Source organism: Pseudomonas sp. A (assembly GCF_056270345.1).
In genome coordinates, this window is the sequence record NZ_CM149873.1 from 2,872,993 (window position 1) to 2,889,606 (window position 16,614).

The window sequence follows — 16,614 nt, forward strand, 5'->3', positions numbered from 1 at the left end:
AGGGCTGCAGCGCAGCCCCAGACTCTTCAGGCCAGTAGCCCCAGCGCTACAAGCGCAGCAACACCAAGCCCGACGGCAATCGAGCAGCCACCCAGCGATAACGCCGCACGCCCTTGCCGGTACCAGCCGTCATGGCCCAATTGTCGGGCAGGGGCAAGCAGGCTGCGCCAGCGCAGTTCGGTTTCGTGGAAGGCGCGCAGGTGGTCGGGGTCGGCATCCAGCCAGCGGCGGAAGTCGATGCGTTCGCTGGCGGTCACCTGCGGGCTCTGCAGGCGCACGTACCATTGGCCGGCGATGCTGGCCAGCGCGTCGCCGGGGGCGCGGGCGGTCTGCAGGGCCTGGTTCATGTGGCGCTCGATGCTGATCAGCGGCAGGTCCAGGCGTTCAGCGATGGCGGCGAAGCCCTGCTGGTCGAGGCGGTTGAGCAGGAAGACTTGCTGGACCCGGCGCGGCAGGCGCTTGAGCGCATGCAGCAGCGCGTCCTCGCCATGCTGTTCGGCGGTGCGCGGGTCGTGCTCGAGGGGCAGCAGCAGGCGGGTCATGGACAGCTCCTTGCTCATTAAGGAAAGGGGTGGGGGCATCTTCCTTGATGCAGAATCAGCTTAAGCTAAACGAGATTGATTCTCAAGTGCTGATTCCGCAAAGATTTGTAATGAGCGTTCACGTCCTGACACAGTTTTGCTATCATCGCCGCCATCAACGATCTTCATTAGCCTGAAGAGCCAAAAAAAATGACCCGGCAAAAAGCCGGGTCAAAAACCGTGATTAGCCTGATGAGGAGATAATCTGAGCGTCCGACCTGAGGACGTTGCAGGTTATCCAGCGGGTCTCGCGACCTGCTGAGTGCAATAATAATCGTTATCATTTGCCAGTCAAATGATTTTTCCGCGATTGGCAAAAAAATATCTAACTGACGCACACCTCGTCCCCGGCAATCGGGGCTTTTGCCGTTCGTCGGCTATCACGTTCTCCCTTCACAGCCATCCCTTTCAAGCTTTGCGATTTTTGGGATATGGCTGTTCCTATTCAAGATTGCCGGGGTCGCTTTGCGACCCTTTCGCGGCACAAGGCCACTCCTACAGGAGACCGCGCGCCCCTGTAGGAGCGGCCTTGCCGAGGCGTCGGACCGGCCGGAAAAGGCTGCAAAGCAGCCCCGGCAAATCCAAGCCGGACGCCAATTATCAGCACCTTGAAAGGGCTGTCCTTCAGATCGATGCCTTTTCCGTGGCGTGGCACTGCTCGAGCAGGGCGCGGGCCATGTTGACCATGTGCATCAGCGCAAACACTACTTCCCGCGTCGTGCCCTGCAGATGGTTGCCGGTTTCCTGTGCTGTGGCCGACGCGCAGCGCAGCAGGGCCATGGCATGGTCGCAAGCCTGGGCGTTGCTGACGCCATCGCGCAGGGTCCATAGCGAACGCTCCAGGTCGCGGGGCGTGGGGGTGGGGTTGAGGTAGAAATCGAGGGCGCGGCGGGCTGCTTCTTCGTCGAGATCTGTTTCCGTTTCTTTCGAGATGCTCATCCTGATTACCTGCGAATACCAATAGGTGAAAGGTGAAGTCCGATTCTAATACCTAAAGTATTGAAATGTGTTTAGGCAAATACTACTTGATGTGTATTGAACGCAGGGAGGCAGTCCGTATCGTGCCTGCGATGAATATGGACAAATGGATAGCTCTGGTCCGGGAACGGATCGAGGAGCTCGATATCTCCCAGGAGCAGCTTGCCGAACGCGTTGGGGTTTCCCAGGGCAGCATCGGCCATTGGCTGAAGAAACGCCGTCAGCCTCGGGTCGACTCGATGAACCGCACGTTCATCGAGTTGGGCATGCCGCATTACCAGGTCAGCATGCAACTGCGTGTGCTGGGGCAGGTGGGTGAGGAGCGGGCGCGTTATGGCCTCGAGGACGACGATGACGACGGGCTGGCGAAATACTTCGTGTGTTTCCGCTATCCGGTACGTGACTGGAGCACCTTGGGTCAGCAGGAGCAGGAAGCGCCGGAGGTCTTCGAGCAGACTGACTACCTGGCCCAGGGCAAGGCGTTCTGGCTGACGGTCGAGAACGACACCATGAGTGCCGCCAGTGGCAGGAGCGTGCCCGAGGGGGTTCGAATCCTGGTCGATGATGGTGTGCCCGCCGAGCCGGGGCGTCTGGTGATTGCCCGGCTGCCAGGCAAGTCCGCGATCTTTCGGCAGTTGACCGAGGAGGGTAGGCAGCGGTATCTGAAGGCGCTCAACAATGCCTATCCGACTTTGGTGTGCGAGGAGGGCTGCGAGTTCCTTGGTGTTGTGGTGCGGATGCACGGGGTGCTCTAGATCGCCGGGGCTGCTGTGCAGCCCTTTCGCGGCACAAGGCCGCTCCTACAGGAAACCGAGCTTCCCTGTAGGAGCGGCCTTGTGCCGCGAAAGGGGCGCAAAGCGCCCCTAGCTCAACCTTCAAAGCTCGTTAAGCCTCCAACTCGACCAACACTGTCCCTTCGCTGACCATATCCCCCTCCTGGCAGAACAGTGCCTTCACTGTCCCGGAGTGCGGCGCCCGAATGCTGTGCTCCATCTTCATCGCCTCCAGCACCACCAGCGCGGTACCGGCCTCGACCACCTGCCCCGGCTCCACCAGTACCCGCACGATACTCCCGTTCATTGGCGCACCCAGCCCGCCCTGATGGCTGTGGCTGGCTTCCGCCGCCGCAATCGGGTCATGAACACTGACCGCATGCAACTCACCCTGCCACTGCAGGTACAGCGTGCCGCCCCGACGCACCGCCAGGTGACGACGGCGCAGGCCGTCCACGTCATGACACAGCTGCTCCCCCTCCAGGCGATAAGTCGAAGGCGCACTGCGCTCCAGTGCCACTGCCTGTTCATGCCCTTCGCACTGCAAATGCAGGCTGCTGCGCGCCGGTAATCCCTGGCGCAGGCCATCGCGGGCCGCCCATGGCGAAGCGCGGTCGTCCTGGCGCTGCGAAGCAGGCTCGCTTTGCAGCCACGCCTCGGCGGCAGCCTCCCAGAACTGCACCGGCAGCGCCTGGGGCGCAGGCAGCAACACATCCTGGTGACGCGGAATGAACCCGGTGTCCAGTTCCGCCTCGGCAAACGCCGGGTGCGCAAGGATGCGACGCAGGAAGGCGATATTGGTCTTCAGCCCGCCAATGGCGAACTCATCGAGCATCGCCAGCAACCGCAGGCGCGCCTGCTCGCGGTCCTGGCCCCAGGCGATCAGCTTGCCCAGCATCGGGTCATAGAACGGCGACACCACATCGCCCTCGCTGACGCCGCTGTCCACCCGGCGGCCTTCGCCCGGCGCCGACTCGCGGTACAGCGCCAGGGTGCCGGTGGCCGGCAGGAATTCGTTGGCCGGATCCTCCGCGTACAGCCGCACCTCGATGGCATGGCCGATCAGCGGCACCTGCTCCTGGGTGATCGGCAGCGGTTCGCCGCAGGCCACGCGGATCTGCCAGGCCACCAGGTCGAGCCCGGTGATGGCCTCGGTGACCGGGTGCTCCACCTGCAGGCGGGTGTTCATCTCCATGAAGAAGAACTCGCCGCGGGCATCGAGCAGGAACTCGACAGTGCCGGCGCCCACGTAGCCGATGGCCTGGGCGGCGCGCACCGCGGCCTCGCCCATGGCCTTGCGCAACTCGGGAGAGAGGCCCGGTGCCGGCGCTTCCTCGACCACTTTCTGGTGGCGGCGCTGGATCGAGCAGTCGCGCTCGTTGAGGTACAGGCAGTTGCCGTGCTGGTCGGCGAACACCTGGATCTCCACATGACGCGGCTTGAGCACGTACTTCTCGACCAACATGCGCGCATCGCCGAACGACGACTGCGCCTCGCGTTGCGCCGAGGCCAGGGCGTCGGCCAGCTGGCTCTCGTCCTCGACCACCTTCATGCCCTTGCCGCCGCCCCCGGCGCTGGCCTTGAGCAGCACCGGGTAGCCAATGCGCTCGGCGGCGGCGCGGAAGGTCTCCAGGTCCTGGGCCTCGCCGTGGTAGCCCGGCACCAGCGGCACGCCGGCGGACTCCATCAGCGCCTTGGCCGCCGACTTGCTGCCCATGGCGTCGATGGCGCTGGCCGGTGGGCCGAGGAAGATCAGACCGGCCTGTTCGATGGCGCGGGCAAAACCGGCGTTCTCCGACAGGAAGCCATAGCCCGGGTGGATCGCCTGGGCGCCGCTGGCCTTGGCGGCGTCGAGCAGCTTGTCGATCACCAGGTAGCTTTCGGCGGCCTTGGTGCCACCGAGGTCTACACGGATATCGGCTTCGCGGCTATGGCGCGCATCGCGGTCGGTGGCGCTGTGCACGGCCACGGTGGTCAGGCCCATGGCCTTGGCGGTGCGCATCACCCGGCAGGCGATCTCGCCGCGGTTGGCGACCAGCAGGGTGGTCAGCGTGGGTCGGCTCATGAGCGCGGCTCCTTGTTGTCTTGCCAGGCGGGGCGGCGTTTTTCCAGGAAGGCGCGCAGGCCCTCCTGGCCTTCGGCGCTGACGCGGATGCGGGCGATGGTGTTCTCGCAGTAGCGACGCAGGGCCGGACTCAGCTCGCCGGCGTCCACTTCGCGCAGCAGGTCCTTGGTGGCGCGCAGCGCCTGCGGGCTGTTCTGCAGCAGGTTATCGACCCAGGCTTCGACCTGGGCGTCCAGCTCGGCGGCCGGGTATACCTCGGCCAGCAGGCCCAGGTCGCGGGCGCGCACGCCGCTGAAACGCTCGGCGGTGAGGGCATAGCGGCGGGCAGCGCGCTCGCCGATGGCCTTGACCACGAACGGGCTGATCACCGCCGGGGCCAGGCCGATGCGCACTTCCGACAGGCACAGCTGCGCGTCCTCGGCGCCGATGGCCATGTCGCAGCAGCTGATCAGCCCCAGCGCGCCACCGAAAGCGGCGCCTTGCACCACGGCCAGGGTCGGCGTCTTGAGCCGGTGCAGGGCATACATCAGCTCGCCCAGCTCGTGAGCGTCGTCCAGGTTGGTGTTGAAGTCCAGCTGCGCCGACTGCTGCATCCAGGCCAGGTCCGCGCCGGCGCTGAAGTGCCGGCCACGGCCGCGCAGCACCACGAAGCGCAGGCTGGCGTCTTCGGCCAGCTGGTCGAGGGCGACGATCAGTTCGCGGATCATCTGCGCATTGAAGGCGTTGTTCTTGTCTTCCCGGCTCAGCCACAGGGTGGCGAAGCCGCGAGGGTCCTTGACCAGTTCAAGGGTGGCGAATTCGCTCATGGGTCACATCCGGAAAATGCCGAAGCGGCTCTGTTCGATCGGGGCGTTCAGCGCGGCGGACAGCGCCAGGCCGAGCACATCGCGGGTCTGCGCCGGGTCGATGACGCCGTCGTCCCACAGCCGGGCGCTGGAGTAGTAGGGGTGGCCCTGGCGTTCGTACTGGTCGAGGATCGGCTGCTTGAGCTTCTTCTCGTCTTCGCTGCTGAACACCTCGCCGCTGCGCTCGCTCTGCTCGCGCTTGACCTGGGCCAGCACCCCGGCCGCCTGTTCGGCGCCCATCACCCCGATGCGGGCGTTGGGCCACATCCACAGGAAGCGCGGGTCGTAGGCGCGGCCGCACATGCCGTAGTTACCGGCGCCGAAGCTGCCGCCGATGATCACCGTGAACTTCGGCACCTGGGCGCAGGCCACCGCAGTCACCAGCTTGGCGCCGTGCTTGGCGATGCCGCCTTCCTCGTACTTCTTGCCGACCATGAAGCCGGTGATGTTCTGCAGGAACAGCAGCGGGATGCCGCGCTGGCAGGCCAGTTCGATGAAGTGCGCGCCTTTTTGCGCGGCCTCGGCGAAAAGGATGCCGTTGTTGGCCAGGATCGCCACCGGGTAGCCGTGCAGGTGGGCGAATCCGCACACCAGGGTGGTGCCGAACAGCGCCTTGAACTCATCGAACACCGAGCCGTCGACCAGGCGGGCGATCACCTCGCGCACATCGAACGGCTGCTTGGCGTCGGCCGGGACCACGCCGTACAGCTCCTCGGCGTTGTACAGCGGCGCGATCGGCGCCTGGCACTGCAGCTTGCCCTGCTTGTGCCAGTTGAGGTTGGCGACGCTGCGCCGGGCGATGGCCAGGGCGTGCTCGTCGTTGTCTGCGTAGTGGTCGGCCACGCCGCTGGTGCGGCAGTGCACGTCGGCGCCGCCGAGGTCCTCGGCGCTGACCACTTCACCGGTCGCGGCCTTCACCAGAGGCGGGCCGGCGAGGAAGATGGTCGCTTGCTGGCGCACCATGATCGCCTCGTCGGCCATGGCCGGCACATAGGCGCCACCGGCGGTGCACGAGCCCATCACCACGGCGATCTGCGGGATCCCCAGGGCGCTCATGTTGGCCTGGTTGAAGAAGATCCGGCCGAAGTGCTCGCGGTCGGGGAACACCTCGTCCTGGCGCGGCAGGTTGGCGCCGCCGGAGTCCACCAGGTAGATGCACGGCAGGCGGTTCTGCAAGGCGATGGTCTGGGCGCGCAGGTGCTTTTTCACCGTCAGCGGGTAATAGGAGCCGCCTTTGACCGTGGCGTCGTTGGCCACGATCATGCACTCCACGCCTTCGACGCGGCCGATGCCGGCGATCACGCCGGCGGCCGGCACGTCTTCGCCGTACACCTCATGGGCGGCCAGCTGGCCGATCTCAAGAAACGCCGAGCCCGGGTCGAGCAGGCGGTCGATTCGCTCGCGGGGCAGCAGCTTGCCCCGCGAGGTATGCCGCTCCTGGGCCTTCGGTCCGCCGCCCTGACTGACCTGGGCGAGCAGGCCGCGCAGGGCCTGGACCTGTTCGAGCATGGCCGCGCTGTTGGTGGCGAATTCCGCCGAGCGCGGGTTGATCTGGGTATGCAAGGTAGCCATGGACGCCGGTTCCTTGTGCTCAGCGGGTTTCGTTGAACAGTTCGCGGCCGATCAGCATCCGGCGGATCTCGCTGGTGCCGGCGCCGATCTCGTACAGCTTGGCGTCGCGCAGCAGGCGGCCGGCCGGGAACTCGTTGATGTAGCCGTTGCCGCCAAGGATCTGGATCGCTTCCAGGGCCATCTGCGTGGCGCGCTCGGCGGTGTAGAGGATCACCCCGGCGGCGTCCTTGCGGGTGGTTTCGCTGCGGTCGCAGGCCTGGGCCACGGCGTACAGGTAGGCGCGGCTGGCGTTGAGCTGGGTGTACATGTCGGCGATCTTGCCCTGGATCAGCTGGAACTCGCCGATGCTCTGGCCGAACTGCTTGCGGTCATGGATGTACGGGACTACCAGGTCCATGCAGCTCTGCATGATGCCGGTGGGGCCGCCGGCGAGCACCACGCGCTCGTAGTCCAGGCCGCTCATCAGCACGCGCACGCCGCCGTTGAGCTGGCCGAGGATGTTTTCTTCCGGTACTTCGACGTCATCGAAGAACAGCTCGCAGGTGTTGGAACCGCGCATGCCGAGCTTGTCGAACTTGTTGCTGCGAGTGAAGCCTTTCCAGTCGCGCTCGACGATGAACGCGGTGATGCCGTGGGGGCCCTTGTCCAGGTCGGTCTTGGCGTAGATCACGTAGGTGTTGGCGTCGGGGCCGTTGGTGATCCAGGTCTTGCTGCCGTTGAGCACGTAGCGGTCGCCGCGTTTTTCGGCGCGCAGCTTCATCGACACCACATCGGAGCCGGCGTTGGGCTCGCTCATGGCCAGGGCGCCGATGTGCTCGCCGCTGATCAGCTTGGGCAGGTATTTGAGCTTCTGCTCGTGGGTGCCGTTGCGGTTGATCTGGTTGACGCACAGGTTGGAGTGGGCGCCGTACGACAGGGCCACCGAGGCCGAGGCGCGGCTGATCTCTTCCATCGACACCACGTGGGCCAGGTAGCCCAGGCCGGCGCCGCCGTATTCTTCCGGCACGGTGATGCCCAAGAGGCCCATGTCGCCGAACTTGCGCCACATGTCGGCGGGGAACAGGTTGTCGTGGTCGATCTGCGCGGCGCGCGGCGCCAGCTCGGCGGCGACGAAGGTGCGCACCTGGTCGCGGAGCATGTCGATGGTCTCGCCCAGGGCGAAGTTCAGGCTGGGGTAATGCATGGGGGCACCTTCTTGTTCTTGAAATTGGGTTACACCGTAGCCCAAGGATCTTCCGCAAACCCTGTGGGAGCGGGTTCACCCGCGAATGCGTCAGCAGGGTCACCGTCATTGCCTGAATGGTCGCATTCGCGGGTAAACCCGCTCCCACAGGGTCGGCGGCGCATTGCCGGGCTCGGCGCCGTTTTCACCTTTACGTTAACGTAAACCTGCCTTGTATTGCTGTCAATCCAGTCATCACCTTTACGTAAACGTAAATCTGCGCCAGAGTAATTGCCGCCTGCTTCAGTCATGCCCAGAACAACCACAAGAAGGGACAACCATGCCTCAACCAAGCTACACGCGCGGCCGTCAAGACAAACCATTGCTCACCCTGACCATCGGCCAGGCCTTCGATGCCACCGTCGCCCTTCATGGCGAGCGCGAGGCGCTGGTGGTGCGCCACCAGGGATTGCGCTACAGCTGGCGCGAGCTGGCCGCCGAGGTCGATGTGCATGCCCGGGCCTTGATGGCGCTGGGCGTGGAGGTGGGCGAGCGGGTCGGCATCTGGGCGCCCAACTGCGCCCAGTGGTGCATCCTGCAATTGGCAACGGCCAAGGTCGGCGCGATCCTGGTCAATATCAACCCGGCCTATCGGGTGGGCGAGCTTGAATACGTGCTGCGCCAGTCCGGCTGCCGCTGGCTGGTGTGCGCCGATGCCTTCAAGACCTCCGACTACCACGCGATGGTGCAGGAACTGGTACCTGAGCTGGCGGCCCATGCCGTGGGCGAGCTGGCCAGTGAGCGTCTGCCCGATCTGCGCGGAGTGATCAGCCTGGCCGTCGAGCCGCCCACGGGCTTCTTGCCCTGGACCGCGCTGGCCGGGCGGGCAGGGCAGGTGGAACTCGCCGCCTACGAGACCCGGCAGCAGGGCCTGCAGTTCGACCAGCCGGTGAACATCCAGTACACCTCCGGTACCACCGGTGCGCCCAAGGGCGCGACCCTGAGCCACTACAACCTGCTCAACAACGGCTACATGGTCGGCGAGAGCCTGGGCCTGACCGAGCAGGACCGCATGGTGATCCCGGTGCCGCTGTACCACTGTTTCGGCATGGTCATGGGCAATCTCGGCTGCATCACCCACGGCAGCACCCTGATCTACCCCAACGACGCCTTCGACGCCGAACTCACCCTGCGCGCCGTGGCCGAGGAGCGGGCCAGCATCCTCTATGGCGTGCCGACCATGTTCATCGCCATGCTCGACCACCCCAGCCGCGCCGCGCTGGACCTGTCCAGCCTGCGCAGCGGCATCATGGCCGGCGCCACCTGCCCGATCGAGGTGATGCGCAAGGTCATCGAGCAGATGCACATGGCCGAGGTGCAGATCGCCTATGGCATGACCGAGACCAGCCCGGTGTCGCTGCAGACCGGACCCGACGACGGCCTGGAGCTTCGCGTGACCACCGTGGGCCGCACCCAGCCGCAGCTGGAGACCAAGCTGGTGGACGCCGACGGGCGCATCGTTGCCCGGGGCGAGATCGGCGAACTGTGCACCCGGGGCTACAGCGTGATGCTCGGCTACTGGGACAACCTGCAGGCCACCCATGACGCCATCGATCCGGCCGGCTGGATGCACACCGGCGACCTGGCGGTGATGGACGATGACGGTTATGTGCGCATCGTCGGGCGCAACAAGGACATGATCATTCGCGGTGGCGAGAACATCTATCCGCGCGAGCTTGAGGAGTTCTTCCACACCCACCCGGCGGTGGCCGAGGCGCAGGTGGTGGGGATTCCGTGCAGCAAGTATGGCGAGGAGGTGGTGGCGTGGATTCGCCTGCACCCCGGGCACAGCGCCAGTGCCGAGGAACTGCAGCAGTGGTGCAAGGCACGGCTGGCGCATTTCAAGGCGCCGCGTCATTTCCGTTTTGTCGATGAGTTTCCGATGACGGTGACGGGGAAGGTGCAGAAGTTTCGGATGCGCGAAATCAGCGTGGAGGAACTGGGGGGCTAGGCATCGCCTTGTAGACCAGGTCGATCAGCTCGGCAAAGGTGGTGTACGTCTGGATTTGGTGGGGGATGAAGATGCCGAATGTCTCCTCCACGATGGCTTGCAGTTCCACCACGTCGAAACTGTCGGCGCCCAGTTCGTCCATGGCGATGTTCGGCCGGATCCGGTGCAGGCTCTGTTCGAGGAAGCCGGCGAGGATCCATTGCAGGTGGAAGGCGATGTAGAGGCGCGAGCGCATGCCTGGGGCTGCCGTCAGAGAGGAGAGTCTCTCTGTACGCGGCGCTGGGAGATTGTGCTACTGGTAAAAATACCAGGTGTGCGATTGTCTGGGTTGTGATTGGAGTGTCCCGCACAGGTGCGGGACATTCATTGGTTCGAAAAGATCATTTCTTGGATTTTTTATTAATAAGCGTGATGAGATCCCTCATCGTTTCGATTTTTTCGATCTGATCCTCATCGAAAGTGATTTCGAACTCTTCTTCGGTGGCAATGAATACTTGAGTCATATCCAAATCGTCCGCCAAGAGGTCAGTTTTGAAGTTTGCCTGCGGAATGACTTTGCTTGCTTCAGCACCAAGTTTTTCCACGATGACTTTCTTCAGTCGTTCTTCAACCTGTGTCATACCACCGTCCTCATATAAGTGATATGAGCGTTGTAGGCTTATGGAGCGCGCTTTGATACTGGCAGAAATATCAGGTGGCCCCATCTATCCCGCCACACCTTGTCTATCCTCTACCTTTCACCGGCGGCTCCTCGCTCGGCGGGTCGCCCACGGTCGGCGGCAGGGTCGGCTTGATCGGCTGCTCGTCCGGATCCTCCTCGGGCAGCGGCGGCGGCAGGGCCGGGTCGTCGATGATCGGGTCGGGTGTCTCCGGTGGAATGGGAATGTTCATGGGCCTGGCCTCGCGGGATGAATGAAGAGGTGTCGCAGGCTTTGACCCAGGCCTGCGCCCGACGCTCATTTTTTTTGAACCCCCGCGCCCGATCACGGCTCTGAACCCTTACCGCCACCAGTCCAGGGGAGCAGGTCGATGTCTGGTAAAGAGCCGTTCGAAAGCGTGCCCATGGCCAACGATCACCCGGACCAGGCCATCAGCCTGTCCCAGGCGCTGCTGGCGCCGCGCATCGTGATCGAGGACGCAAGCCCGGTGCTCGACGGTGGCACCTTCGCCGCCAAGGCGGTGCGCGGGCACAAGGTCGAGGTGACGGCCAAGGTCTACAGCGATGGCCACGACCGCCTGGCGGTGAGCCTGAACTGGCGCCAGGCCCACAGCCGGCGCTGGCACTGCGTGGCGATGCACTCGCCGGGCAACGACCTGTGGCTGGCGGACTTCACCCCCACCGATCTGGGCTTGCACCTGTTCAGCATAGAGGCCTGGATCGACCCTTTCGCCACCTACTGCCATGACCTGGAGAAGAAGTACGCCGCCGGTGTGGACGTGAAACTCGAACTGGAGGAGGGCCGGCTGCTGCTGGGCCAGGGCATCGAGCGCAGCGACGGGCTTTTGCGCGAGCAACTCGAGAGCTTGCAACAGCGCCTGCCGGATTTGCCGGTGGATGACCAGGTGATGTTGCTGCTGCACCCTGAGGCGGCCCAGCTGATGGCCGAGGCCGAGCACCGCAGCTACCTCACCCGCAGCCGCGAGTTTCCCCTGGATGTGGACCGCGAGGCGGCGCTGTTCGCCAGCTGGTACGAACTGTTCCCGCGCTCGATCACTGACGATGCCGAACGCCACGGCACCTTCGACGACGTGCACCAGCGCCTGCCGATGATCCGCGACATGGGCTTCGACGTGCTGTACTTCCCGCCGATCCACCCCATCGGCATGAAGCACCGCAAGGGCCGCAACAACGCCTTGCAGGCCGAGCCCGGCGACCCCGGCAGCCCTTACGCCATCGGCAGCCCCGAGGGCGGGCACGACGCCATACACCCACAGCTGGGCAGCCGCGAGGACTTCCGCCGGCTGGTCGCCGCCGCCGCCGAGCATGGGTTGGAGATCGCCCTGGACTTCGCCATCCAGTGCTCCCAGGACCACCCCTGGCTCACGGAGCACCCCGGCTGGTTCAGTTGGCGCCCCGACGGCAGCATCCGTTACGCCGAGAACCCGCCGAAGAAGTACCAGGACATCGTCAACGTCGACTTCTACGCCCCCGAATCGGTGCCGAGCCTGTGGCTGGCCTTGCGCGATGTGGTGGTCGGCTGGGTGGAGGAGGGCGTGAAGACCTTCCGCGTCGACAACCCGCACACCAAGCCGCTGCCGTTCTGGCAATGGCTGATCGCCAATGTTCGCAGCCACCACCCCGAGGTGATCTTCCTCGCCGAGGCCTTCACCCGCCCGGCGATGATGGCGCGCCTGGGCAAGGTCGGGTACGCCCAGAGCTACACCTACTTCACCTGGCGCAACAGCAAACAGGAGCTGCGCGAATACTTCGAGCAGCTCAACCAGCCGCCGTGGAGCCAGTGCTACCGGCCCAACTTCTTCGTCAACACGCCGGACATCAACCCGTACTTCCTGCAGACCTCGGGCCGCCCCGGCTTTCTCATCCGCGCCGCGCTGGCAACCCTGGGTTCGGGCCTGTGGGGCATGTACTCGGGCTTCGAGCTGTGCGAAGGCACGCCGCTGCCGGGCAAGGAGGAGTACCTGGATTCGGAGAAGTACGAGATCCGCCCGCGCGATTTCACCCAGCCCGGCAACATCGTTGCCGAGATCGCCCAGCTCAACCGCATCCGCCGGCAGAACCGTGCCCTGCAGACCCACCTGGGGGTGATGTTCCTCAACTGCTGGAACGATCAGATCCTGTACTTCGCCAAGCGCACGCCCGAGCGTGACAACGTCATCCTGGTGGCCATCAGCCTCGACCCGTACAACGCCCAGGAGGCCAGTTTCGAGCTGCCGCTGTGGGAGCTGGGGCTGGACGACAACGCCGATACCCAGGGCGAGGACCTGATGAATGGCCACCGCTGGACCTGGCATGGCAAGACCCAGTGGATGCGCATCGAACCGTGGTACCAGCCGTTTGGCATCTGGCGCATTGAAAGGGCCCAGTGATGGTCTTGCACGATCCCTGTGGGAGCGGGTTCACCCGCGAACACCGGCAAAGCCGGTGCCATGCACCGCGGTGTCTGCTTCGCGGGTGAACCCGCTCCCACAGGGATCGCGCAAGGCCGAGAAAGCAAATCTGCAATTGAAAGGAGTCGCACATGGCCAAGCGTTCCCGCCCGGCAGCCTTCATCGACGATCCGCTGTGGTACAAGGACGCGGTGATCTACCAGTTGCACGTGAAATCGTTCTTCGATTCCAACAACGACGGCATCGGCGATTTCGCAGGGCTTATCGGCAAGCTCGACTACATCGCCGAACTTGGCGTCAACACCCTCTGGCTGCTGCCGTTCTACCCCTCGCCCCGGCGCGACGACGGCTACGACATCGCCGAGTACAAGGCCGTGCACCCGGACTACGGCAGCCTCGCCGATGCCAGGCGCTTCATCGCCGAGGCCCACAAGCGCGGCCTGCGGGTGATCACGGAGCTTGTCATCAACCACACCTCCGACCAGCACCCCTGGTTCCAGCGCGCCCGCCACGCCAGGCGCGGCAGCAAGGCCCGGGACTTCTACGTGTGGTCCGACGACGAGCAAAAGTACGACGGCACACGGATCATCTTCCTCGACACCGAGAAGTCCAACTGGACCTGGGACCCGGTCGCCGGCCAGTATTTCTGGCACCGCTTCTACTCGCACCAGCCGGACCTGAACTTCGACAACCCACAGGTGTTGAAAGCGGTGATCGGCGTGATGCGCTATTGGCTCGACATCGGCGTCGACGGCCTGCGCCTGGATGCCATCCCGTACCTGATCGAGCGCGACGGCACCAACAACGAGAACCTCCCCGAAACCCACACCGTGCTCAAGGCCATCCGCGCCGAGATCGACGCCAACTACCCCGACCGCATGCTGCTGGCCGAGGCCAACCAGTGGCCGGAGGACACCCGCCCGTACTTCGGCGAGGGCGACGGCGACGAGTGCCACATGGCCTTCCACTTCCCGCTGATGCCGCGCATGTACATGGCCCTGGCCATGGAGGACCGCTTCCCGATCACCGATATCCTGCGCCAGACCCCGGAGATCCCGACCAATTGCCAATGGGCGATCTTCCTGCGCAACCACGATGAACTGACCCTGGAGATGGTCACCGACCGCGAGCGCGACTACCTGTGGAACTACTACGCCGAGGACCGCCGCGCACGCATCAACCTCGGCATCCGCCGGCGCCTGGCGCCGCTGCTGCAGCGCGACCGGCGGCGCATCGAACTGCTGACCAGCCTGCTGCTGTCGATGCCCGGCACCCCGACCCTGTACTACGGCGACGAGCTGGGCATGGGCGACAACATCTACCTGGGCGATCGCGACGGCGTGCGCACGCCCATGCAATGGTCGCCGGACCGCAACGGCGGTTTCTCCCGGGCCGATCCGCAACGCCTGGTGCTGCCGCCGATCATGGACCCGTTGTACGGCTACCAGACCATCAACGTCGAGGCCCAGGCCCACGACCCGCATTCATTGCTCAACTGGAACCGCCGCCTGCTGGCGGTGCGCAGCCAGCAGAAAGCCTTTGGCCGGGGCAGCATGAAGATGCTGACGCCGAGCAATCGACGGATTCTCGCCTATATCCGCGAATACACCGATGCCGACGGCAACAGCGAGATTGTGCTGTGCGTGGCCAATGTCTCGCGGGCGGCCCAGGCGGCGGAACTGGAGTTGTCGCAGTACGCCGGCAAGGTGCCGGTGGAAATGCTCGGCGGCAGCGCCTTCCCGCCCATCGGCCAGCTGCCGTTCCTGCTGACCCTGCCGCCCTATGGTTTCTACTGGTTCCTGCTGGCCAGCCACGACCGCATGCCAAGCTGGCATGTCCAGCCTGCCGAGGGTCTGCCCGAGCTGACCACCCTGGTGCTGCGCAAGCGCATGGAGGAGCTGCTCGAGTCGCCATCGCGCGAGACCTTGCAGGCAGCCATCCTGCCGCAATACCTGCCCAAGCGCCGCTGGTTTGCCGGCAAGGAAGGGCCCATTGACCAGGTACGCCTGAGCTATGGCGTGCGCTTCGCCACCACGGCGCTGCCGGTGCTGCTCGCCGAGCTGGAGGTGTACAGCGAGGGCGTCGTCACTCACTACCAGTTGCCCTTCGGCCTGCTGCCGGAGGAGCAGATCAACGCGGCGCTGCCTCAGCAACTGGCGCTGTCGCGGGTGCGCCGTGGCCGTCAGGTGGGGCTGATTACCGACGCCTTCGTGCTCGAACCGTTCATTCGCGCCGTGCTCAAGGGCTGCCAGGAGGGCCTGCGCCTGCCCTGTGGCGATGGCCTGGGCGAGCTGCATTTCCATCGCACCGAGGCATTGGCCGCGCTGCAGCTCGATGAGCAGAGCGAGGTGCGCTACCTGGGCGCCGAGCAGTCCAACAGCTCGGTGGTGGTCGGCGGCAGCCTGGTGCTCAAGCTGATCCGCCGGGTGAACCCGGGGGTGCATCCGGAGCTTGAGATGAGCGCCTACCTGACCGCTGCGGGCTTTGCCAATATCTCGCCCCTGCTGGCCTGGGTCAGCCGTGTCGATGACAGTGGCCAGCCCCATCTGCTGATGATCGCCCAGGGCTACCTGAGCAACCAGGGCGACGCCTGGGATTGGACGCAGAACACCCTGGAACGGGCGATTCGCGACCAGATGGAACCGGGTAGCGTCGAACAGGAGGCGCATACCGATGCCCTGGCCGAGCTGACCGGCTTCGCCGCCTTGCTCGGCCAACGCTTGGGCGAGATGCATCTGCTGCTGGCCGCGCCGAGCGACGACAAGGCGTTCCAGTCTCGTCCGAGCGATGCCCAGGACAGCGAGCGCTGGAGCCGGCAGACCAGCGTCGACCTGACCCGTGCCCTCGACCTGCTGGCCCAGCACCGCGACACCCTGGACCGCGACAGCCAGGCCCTGGTCGACGACCTGCAGCAACAGCGTGAAGGCCTGCAGCAGCACGTCGACAACCTCGCCCGGCAGGCCCGGGGCGGCCTGCTGATGCGCGTGCACGGCGACCTGCACCTGGGCCAGGTGCTGGTGGTGCAGGGCGACGCCTACCTGATCGATTTCGAGGGCGAGCCGGCGCGCCCGCTGGACGAGCGCCGGGCGAAACACAGCCCGTACAAGGATGTCAGCGGCGTGCTGCGTTCCTTCGACTATGCTGCTGCGATGATCCTGCGCAGCGCCTCGGCGGTCGACCTGTCCGACGCGGCGCGCCAGGCCCGGCAGCGGGTCGCCCGGCAGTACCTGCACCAGTCGCGTCACGCCTTCGTCGAAGCCTACGGGCTGGCCACCGCCGCCATGCCCCACGCCTGGCAGCATGCCGAGGGCGAGCGCGCCGCGCTGGAGCTGTTCTGCCTGGAAAAGGCCGCCTACGAAATCACCTATGAAGCCGAAAACCGGCCAAGCTGGCTGGCCGTGCCTTTGCATGGTCTGCATGGACTGATCAGTACCTGGGGGGAGGGGTGAGCCATTCCAGGTTGAACACGAATCTCTGTGGGAGCGGGCTTGCCCGCGAACACCGGCAAAGCCGGTGCCATGTACCAAGACGCCTGCTTCGCGGGCAAGCCCGCTCCCA

General features: G+C 65.1%; 13 protein-coding genes. 4 read left to right on the forward strand and 9 right to left on the reverse strand.

What is annotated here, in order from left to right; translation table 11 throughout:
• Positions 1-26: 26 nt before the first annotated feature.
• Together AC0MAZ_RS13085 and AC0MAZ_RS13090 are read right to left on the reverse strand one after the other, a co-directional pair.
• Complete coding sequence (locus AC0MAZ_RS13085) at positions 27-542, reverse strand: DUF4880 domain-containing protein (RefSeq protein ID WP_232855898.1); 516 nt, start codon at positions 540-542, stop codon at positions 27-29.
• A 663-nt stretch (positions 543-1,205) separates the two neighbouring features.
• The gene (locus AC0MAZ_RS13090; RefSeq protein WP_203647340.1) at positions 1,206-1,520 is read right to left on the reverse strand and encodes a DUF6124 family protein; all 315 of its coding nucleotides are present in this window, start codon (positions 1,518-1,520) and stop codon (positions 1,206-1,208) included.
• Positions 1,521-1,609: 89 nt separating this feature from the next.
• Here AC0MAZ_RS13090 and AC0MAZ_RS13095 point away from each other — a divergent pair, with 89 nt between their 5' ends.
• Positions 1,610-2,314: a S24 family peptidase gene (locus AC0MAZ_RS13095; protein ID WP_475861337.1), complete on the forward strand. Its 705-nt coding sequence runs from the start codon at positions 1,610-1,612 to the stop codon at positions 2,312-2,314.
• A 130-nt stretch (positions 2,315-2,444) separates the two neighbouring features.
• On the opposite strand, the gene AC0MAZ_RS13100 is transcribed toward AC0MAZ_RS13095, so the two are convergent.
• From AC0MAZ_RS13100 to AC0MAZ_RS13115, 4 genes are read right to left on the reverse strand one after another with little or no spacing between them, the layout of a single operon-like run.
• On the reverse strand, positions 2,445-4,397 hold the full coding sequence (locus AC0MAZ_RS13100) for an acetyl/propionyl/methylcrotonyl-CoA carboxylase subunit alpha (protein WP_475861338.1): 1,953 nt from the start codon (positions 4,395-4,397) through the stop codon (positions 2,445-2,447).
• Positions 4,394-5,203 (reverse strand): gamma-carboxygeranoyl-CoA hydratase, encoded by an 810-nt coding sequence (locus tag AC0MAZ_RS13105; RefSeq protein WP_232855901.1) that lies wholly within the window; start codon positions 5,201-5,203, stop codon positions 4,394-4,396. The genes AC0MAZ_RS13100 and AC0MAZ_RS13105 overlap by 4 nt, the downstream gene beginning before the upstream one ends.
• Positions 5,204-5,206: 3 nt before the next feature.
• On the reverse strand, positions 5,207-6,814 hold the full coding sequence (locus AC0MAZ_RS13110; RefSeq protein ID WP_203647337.1) for a carboxyl transferase domain-containing protein: 1,608 nt from the start codon (positions 6,812-6,814) through the stop codon (positions 5,207-5,209).
• Positions 6,815-6,833: 19 nt separating this feature from the next.
• A complete protein-coding gene (locus tag AC0MAZ_RS13115; protein ID WP_050706477.1) occupies positions 6,834-7,997 on the reverse strand; it encodes an isovaleryl-CoA dehydrogenase in 1,164 nt (387 codons plus the stop codon).
• Positions 7,998-8,316: 319 nt separating this feature from the next.
• Here AC0MAZ_RS13115 and AC0MAZ_RS13120 point away from each other — a divergent pair, with 319 nt between their 5' ends.
• A complete protein-coding gene (locus AC0MAZ_RS13120) occupies positions 8,317-9,987 on the forward strand; it encodes an AMP-binding protein (RefSeq protein ID WP_475861341.1) in 1,671 nt (556 codons plus the stop codon).
• On the opposite strand, the gene AC0MAZ_RS13125 is transcribed toward AC0MAZ_RS13120, so the two are convergent.
• From AC0MAZ_RS13125 to AC0MAZ_RS13135, 3 genes are all read right to left on the reverse strand, one after another.
• Positions 9,962-10,222, reverse strand: coding sequence for an acyl carrier protein (locus AC0MAZ_RS13125; RefSeq protein ID WP_254464658.1), 261 nt, complete (start codon positions 10,220-10,222; stop codon positions 9,962-9,964). The genes AC0MAZ_RS13120 and AC0MAZ_RS13125 overlap by 26 nt on opposite strands.
• Positions 10,223-10,367: 145 nt before the next feature.
• Complete coding sequence (locus AC0MAZ_RS13130) at positions 10,368-10,607, reverse strand: acyl carrier protein (protein WP_254464659.1); 240 nt, start codon at positions 10,605-10,607, stop codon at positions 10,368-10,370.
• Between the two features lie 103 nt (positions 10,608-10,710).
• Positions 10,711-10,878, reverse strand: coding sequence for a hypothetical protein (locus AC0MAZ_RS13135; RefSeq protein WP_475861343.1), 168 nt, complete (start codon positions 10,876-10,878; stop codon positions 10,711-10,713).
• A gap of 138 nt (positions 10,879-11,016) precedes the next feature.
• Between AC0MAZ_RS13135 and AC0MAZ_RS13140 the strand changes: the two genes are divergently transcribed.
• Both AC0MAZ_RS13140 and treS read left to right on the forward strand, forming a co-directional pair.
• Positions 11,017-13,035 (forward strand): alpha-1,4-glucan--maltose-1-phosphate maltosyltransferase, encoded by a 2,019-nt coding sequence (locus AC0MAZ_RS13140; protein ID WP_475861345.1) that lies wholly within the window; start codon positions 11,017-11,019, stop codon positions 13,033-13,035.
• Between the two features lie 152 nt (positions 13,036-13,187).
• Positions 13,188-16,505, forward strand: a complete 3,318-nt coding sequence (treS, locus tag AC0MAZ_RS13145; RefSeq protein ID WP_475861347.1) for a maltose alpha-D-glucosyltransferase — start codon at positions 13,188-13,190, stop codon at positions 16,503-16,505.
• Positions 16,506-16,614: the final 109 nt, after the last annotated feature.

Coding starts and splice junctions, on each gene's coding strand:
- AC0MAZ_RS13085 (WP_232855898.1), bottom strand. CDS start 542: ATGACCCGCCTGCTGCTGCCCCTCGAGCACGACCCGCGCACCGCCGAA.
- AC0MAZ_RS13090 (WP_203647340.1), bottom strand. CDS start 1,520: ATGAGCATCTCGAAAGAAACGGAAACAGATCTCGACGAAGAAGCAGCC.
- AC0MAZ_RS13095 (WP_475861337.1), top strand. CDS start 1,610: ATGTGTATTGAACGCAGGGAGGCAGTCCGTATCGTGCCTGCGATGAAT.
- AC0MAZ_RS13100 (WP_475861338.1), bottom strand. CDS start 4,397: ATGAGCCGACCCACGCTGACCACCCTGCTGGTCGCCAACCGCGGCGAG.
- AC0MAZ_RS13105 (WP_232855901.1), bottom strand. CDS start 5,203: ATGAGCGAATTCGCCACCCTTGAACTGGTCAAGGACCCTCGCGGCTTC.
- AC0MAZ_RS13110 (WP_203647337.1), bottom strand. CDS start 6,814: ATGGCTACCTTGCATACCCAGATCAACCCGCGCTCGGCGGAATTCGCC.
- AC0MAZ_RS13115 (WP_050706477.1), bottom strand. CDS start 7,997: ATGCATTACCCCAGCCTGAACTTCGCCCTGGGCGAGACCATCGACATG.
- AC0MAZ_RS13120 (WP_475861341.1), top strand. CDS start 8,317: ATGCCTCAACCAAGCTACACGCGCGGCCGTCAAGACAAACCATTGCTC.
- AC0MAZ_RS13125 (WP_254464658.1), bottom strand. CDS start 10,222: ATGCGCTCGCGCCTCTACATCGCCTTCCACCTGCAATGGATCCTCGCC.
- AC0MAZ_RS13130 (WP_254464659.1), bottom strand. CDS start 10,607: ATGACACAGGTTGAAGAACGACTGAAGAAAGTCATCGTGGAAAAACTT.
- AC0MAZ_RS13135 (WP_475861343.1), bottom strand. CDS start 10,878: ATGAACATTCCCATTCCACCGGAGACACCCGACCCGATCATCGACGAC.
- AC0MAZ_RS13140 (WP_475861345.1), top strand. CDS start 11,017: ATGTCTGGTAAAGAGCCGTTCGAAAGCGTGCCCATGGCCAACGATCAC.
- treS (WP_475861347.1), top strand. CDS start 13,188: ATGGCCAAGCGTTCCCGCCCGGCAGCCTTCATCGACGATCCGCTGTGG.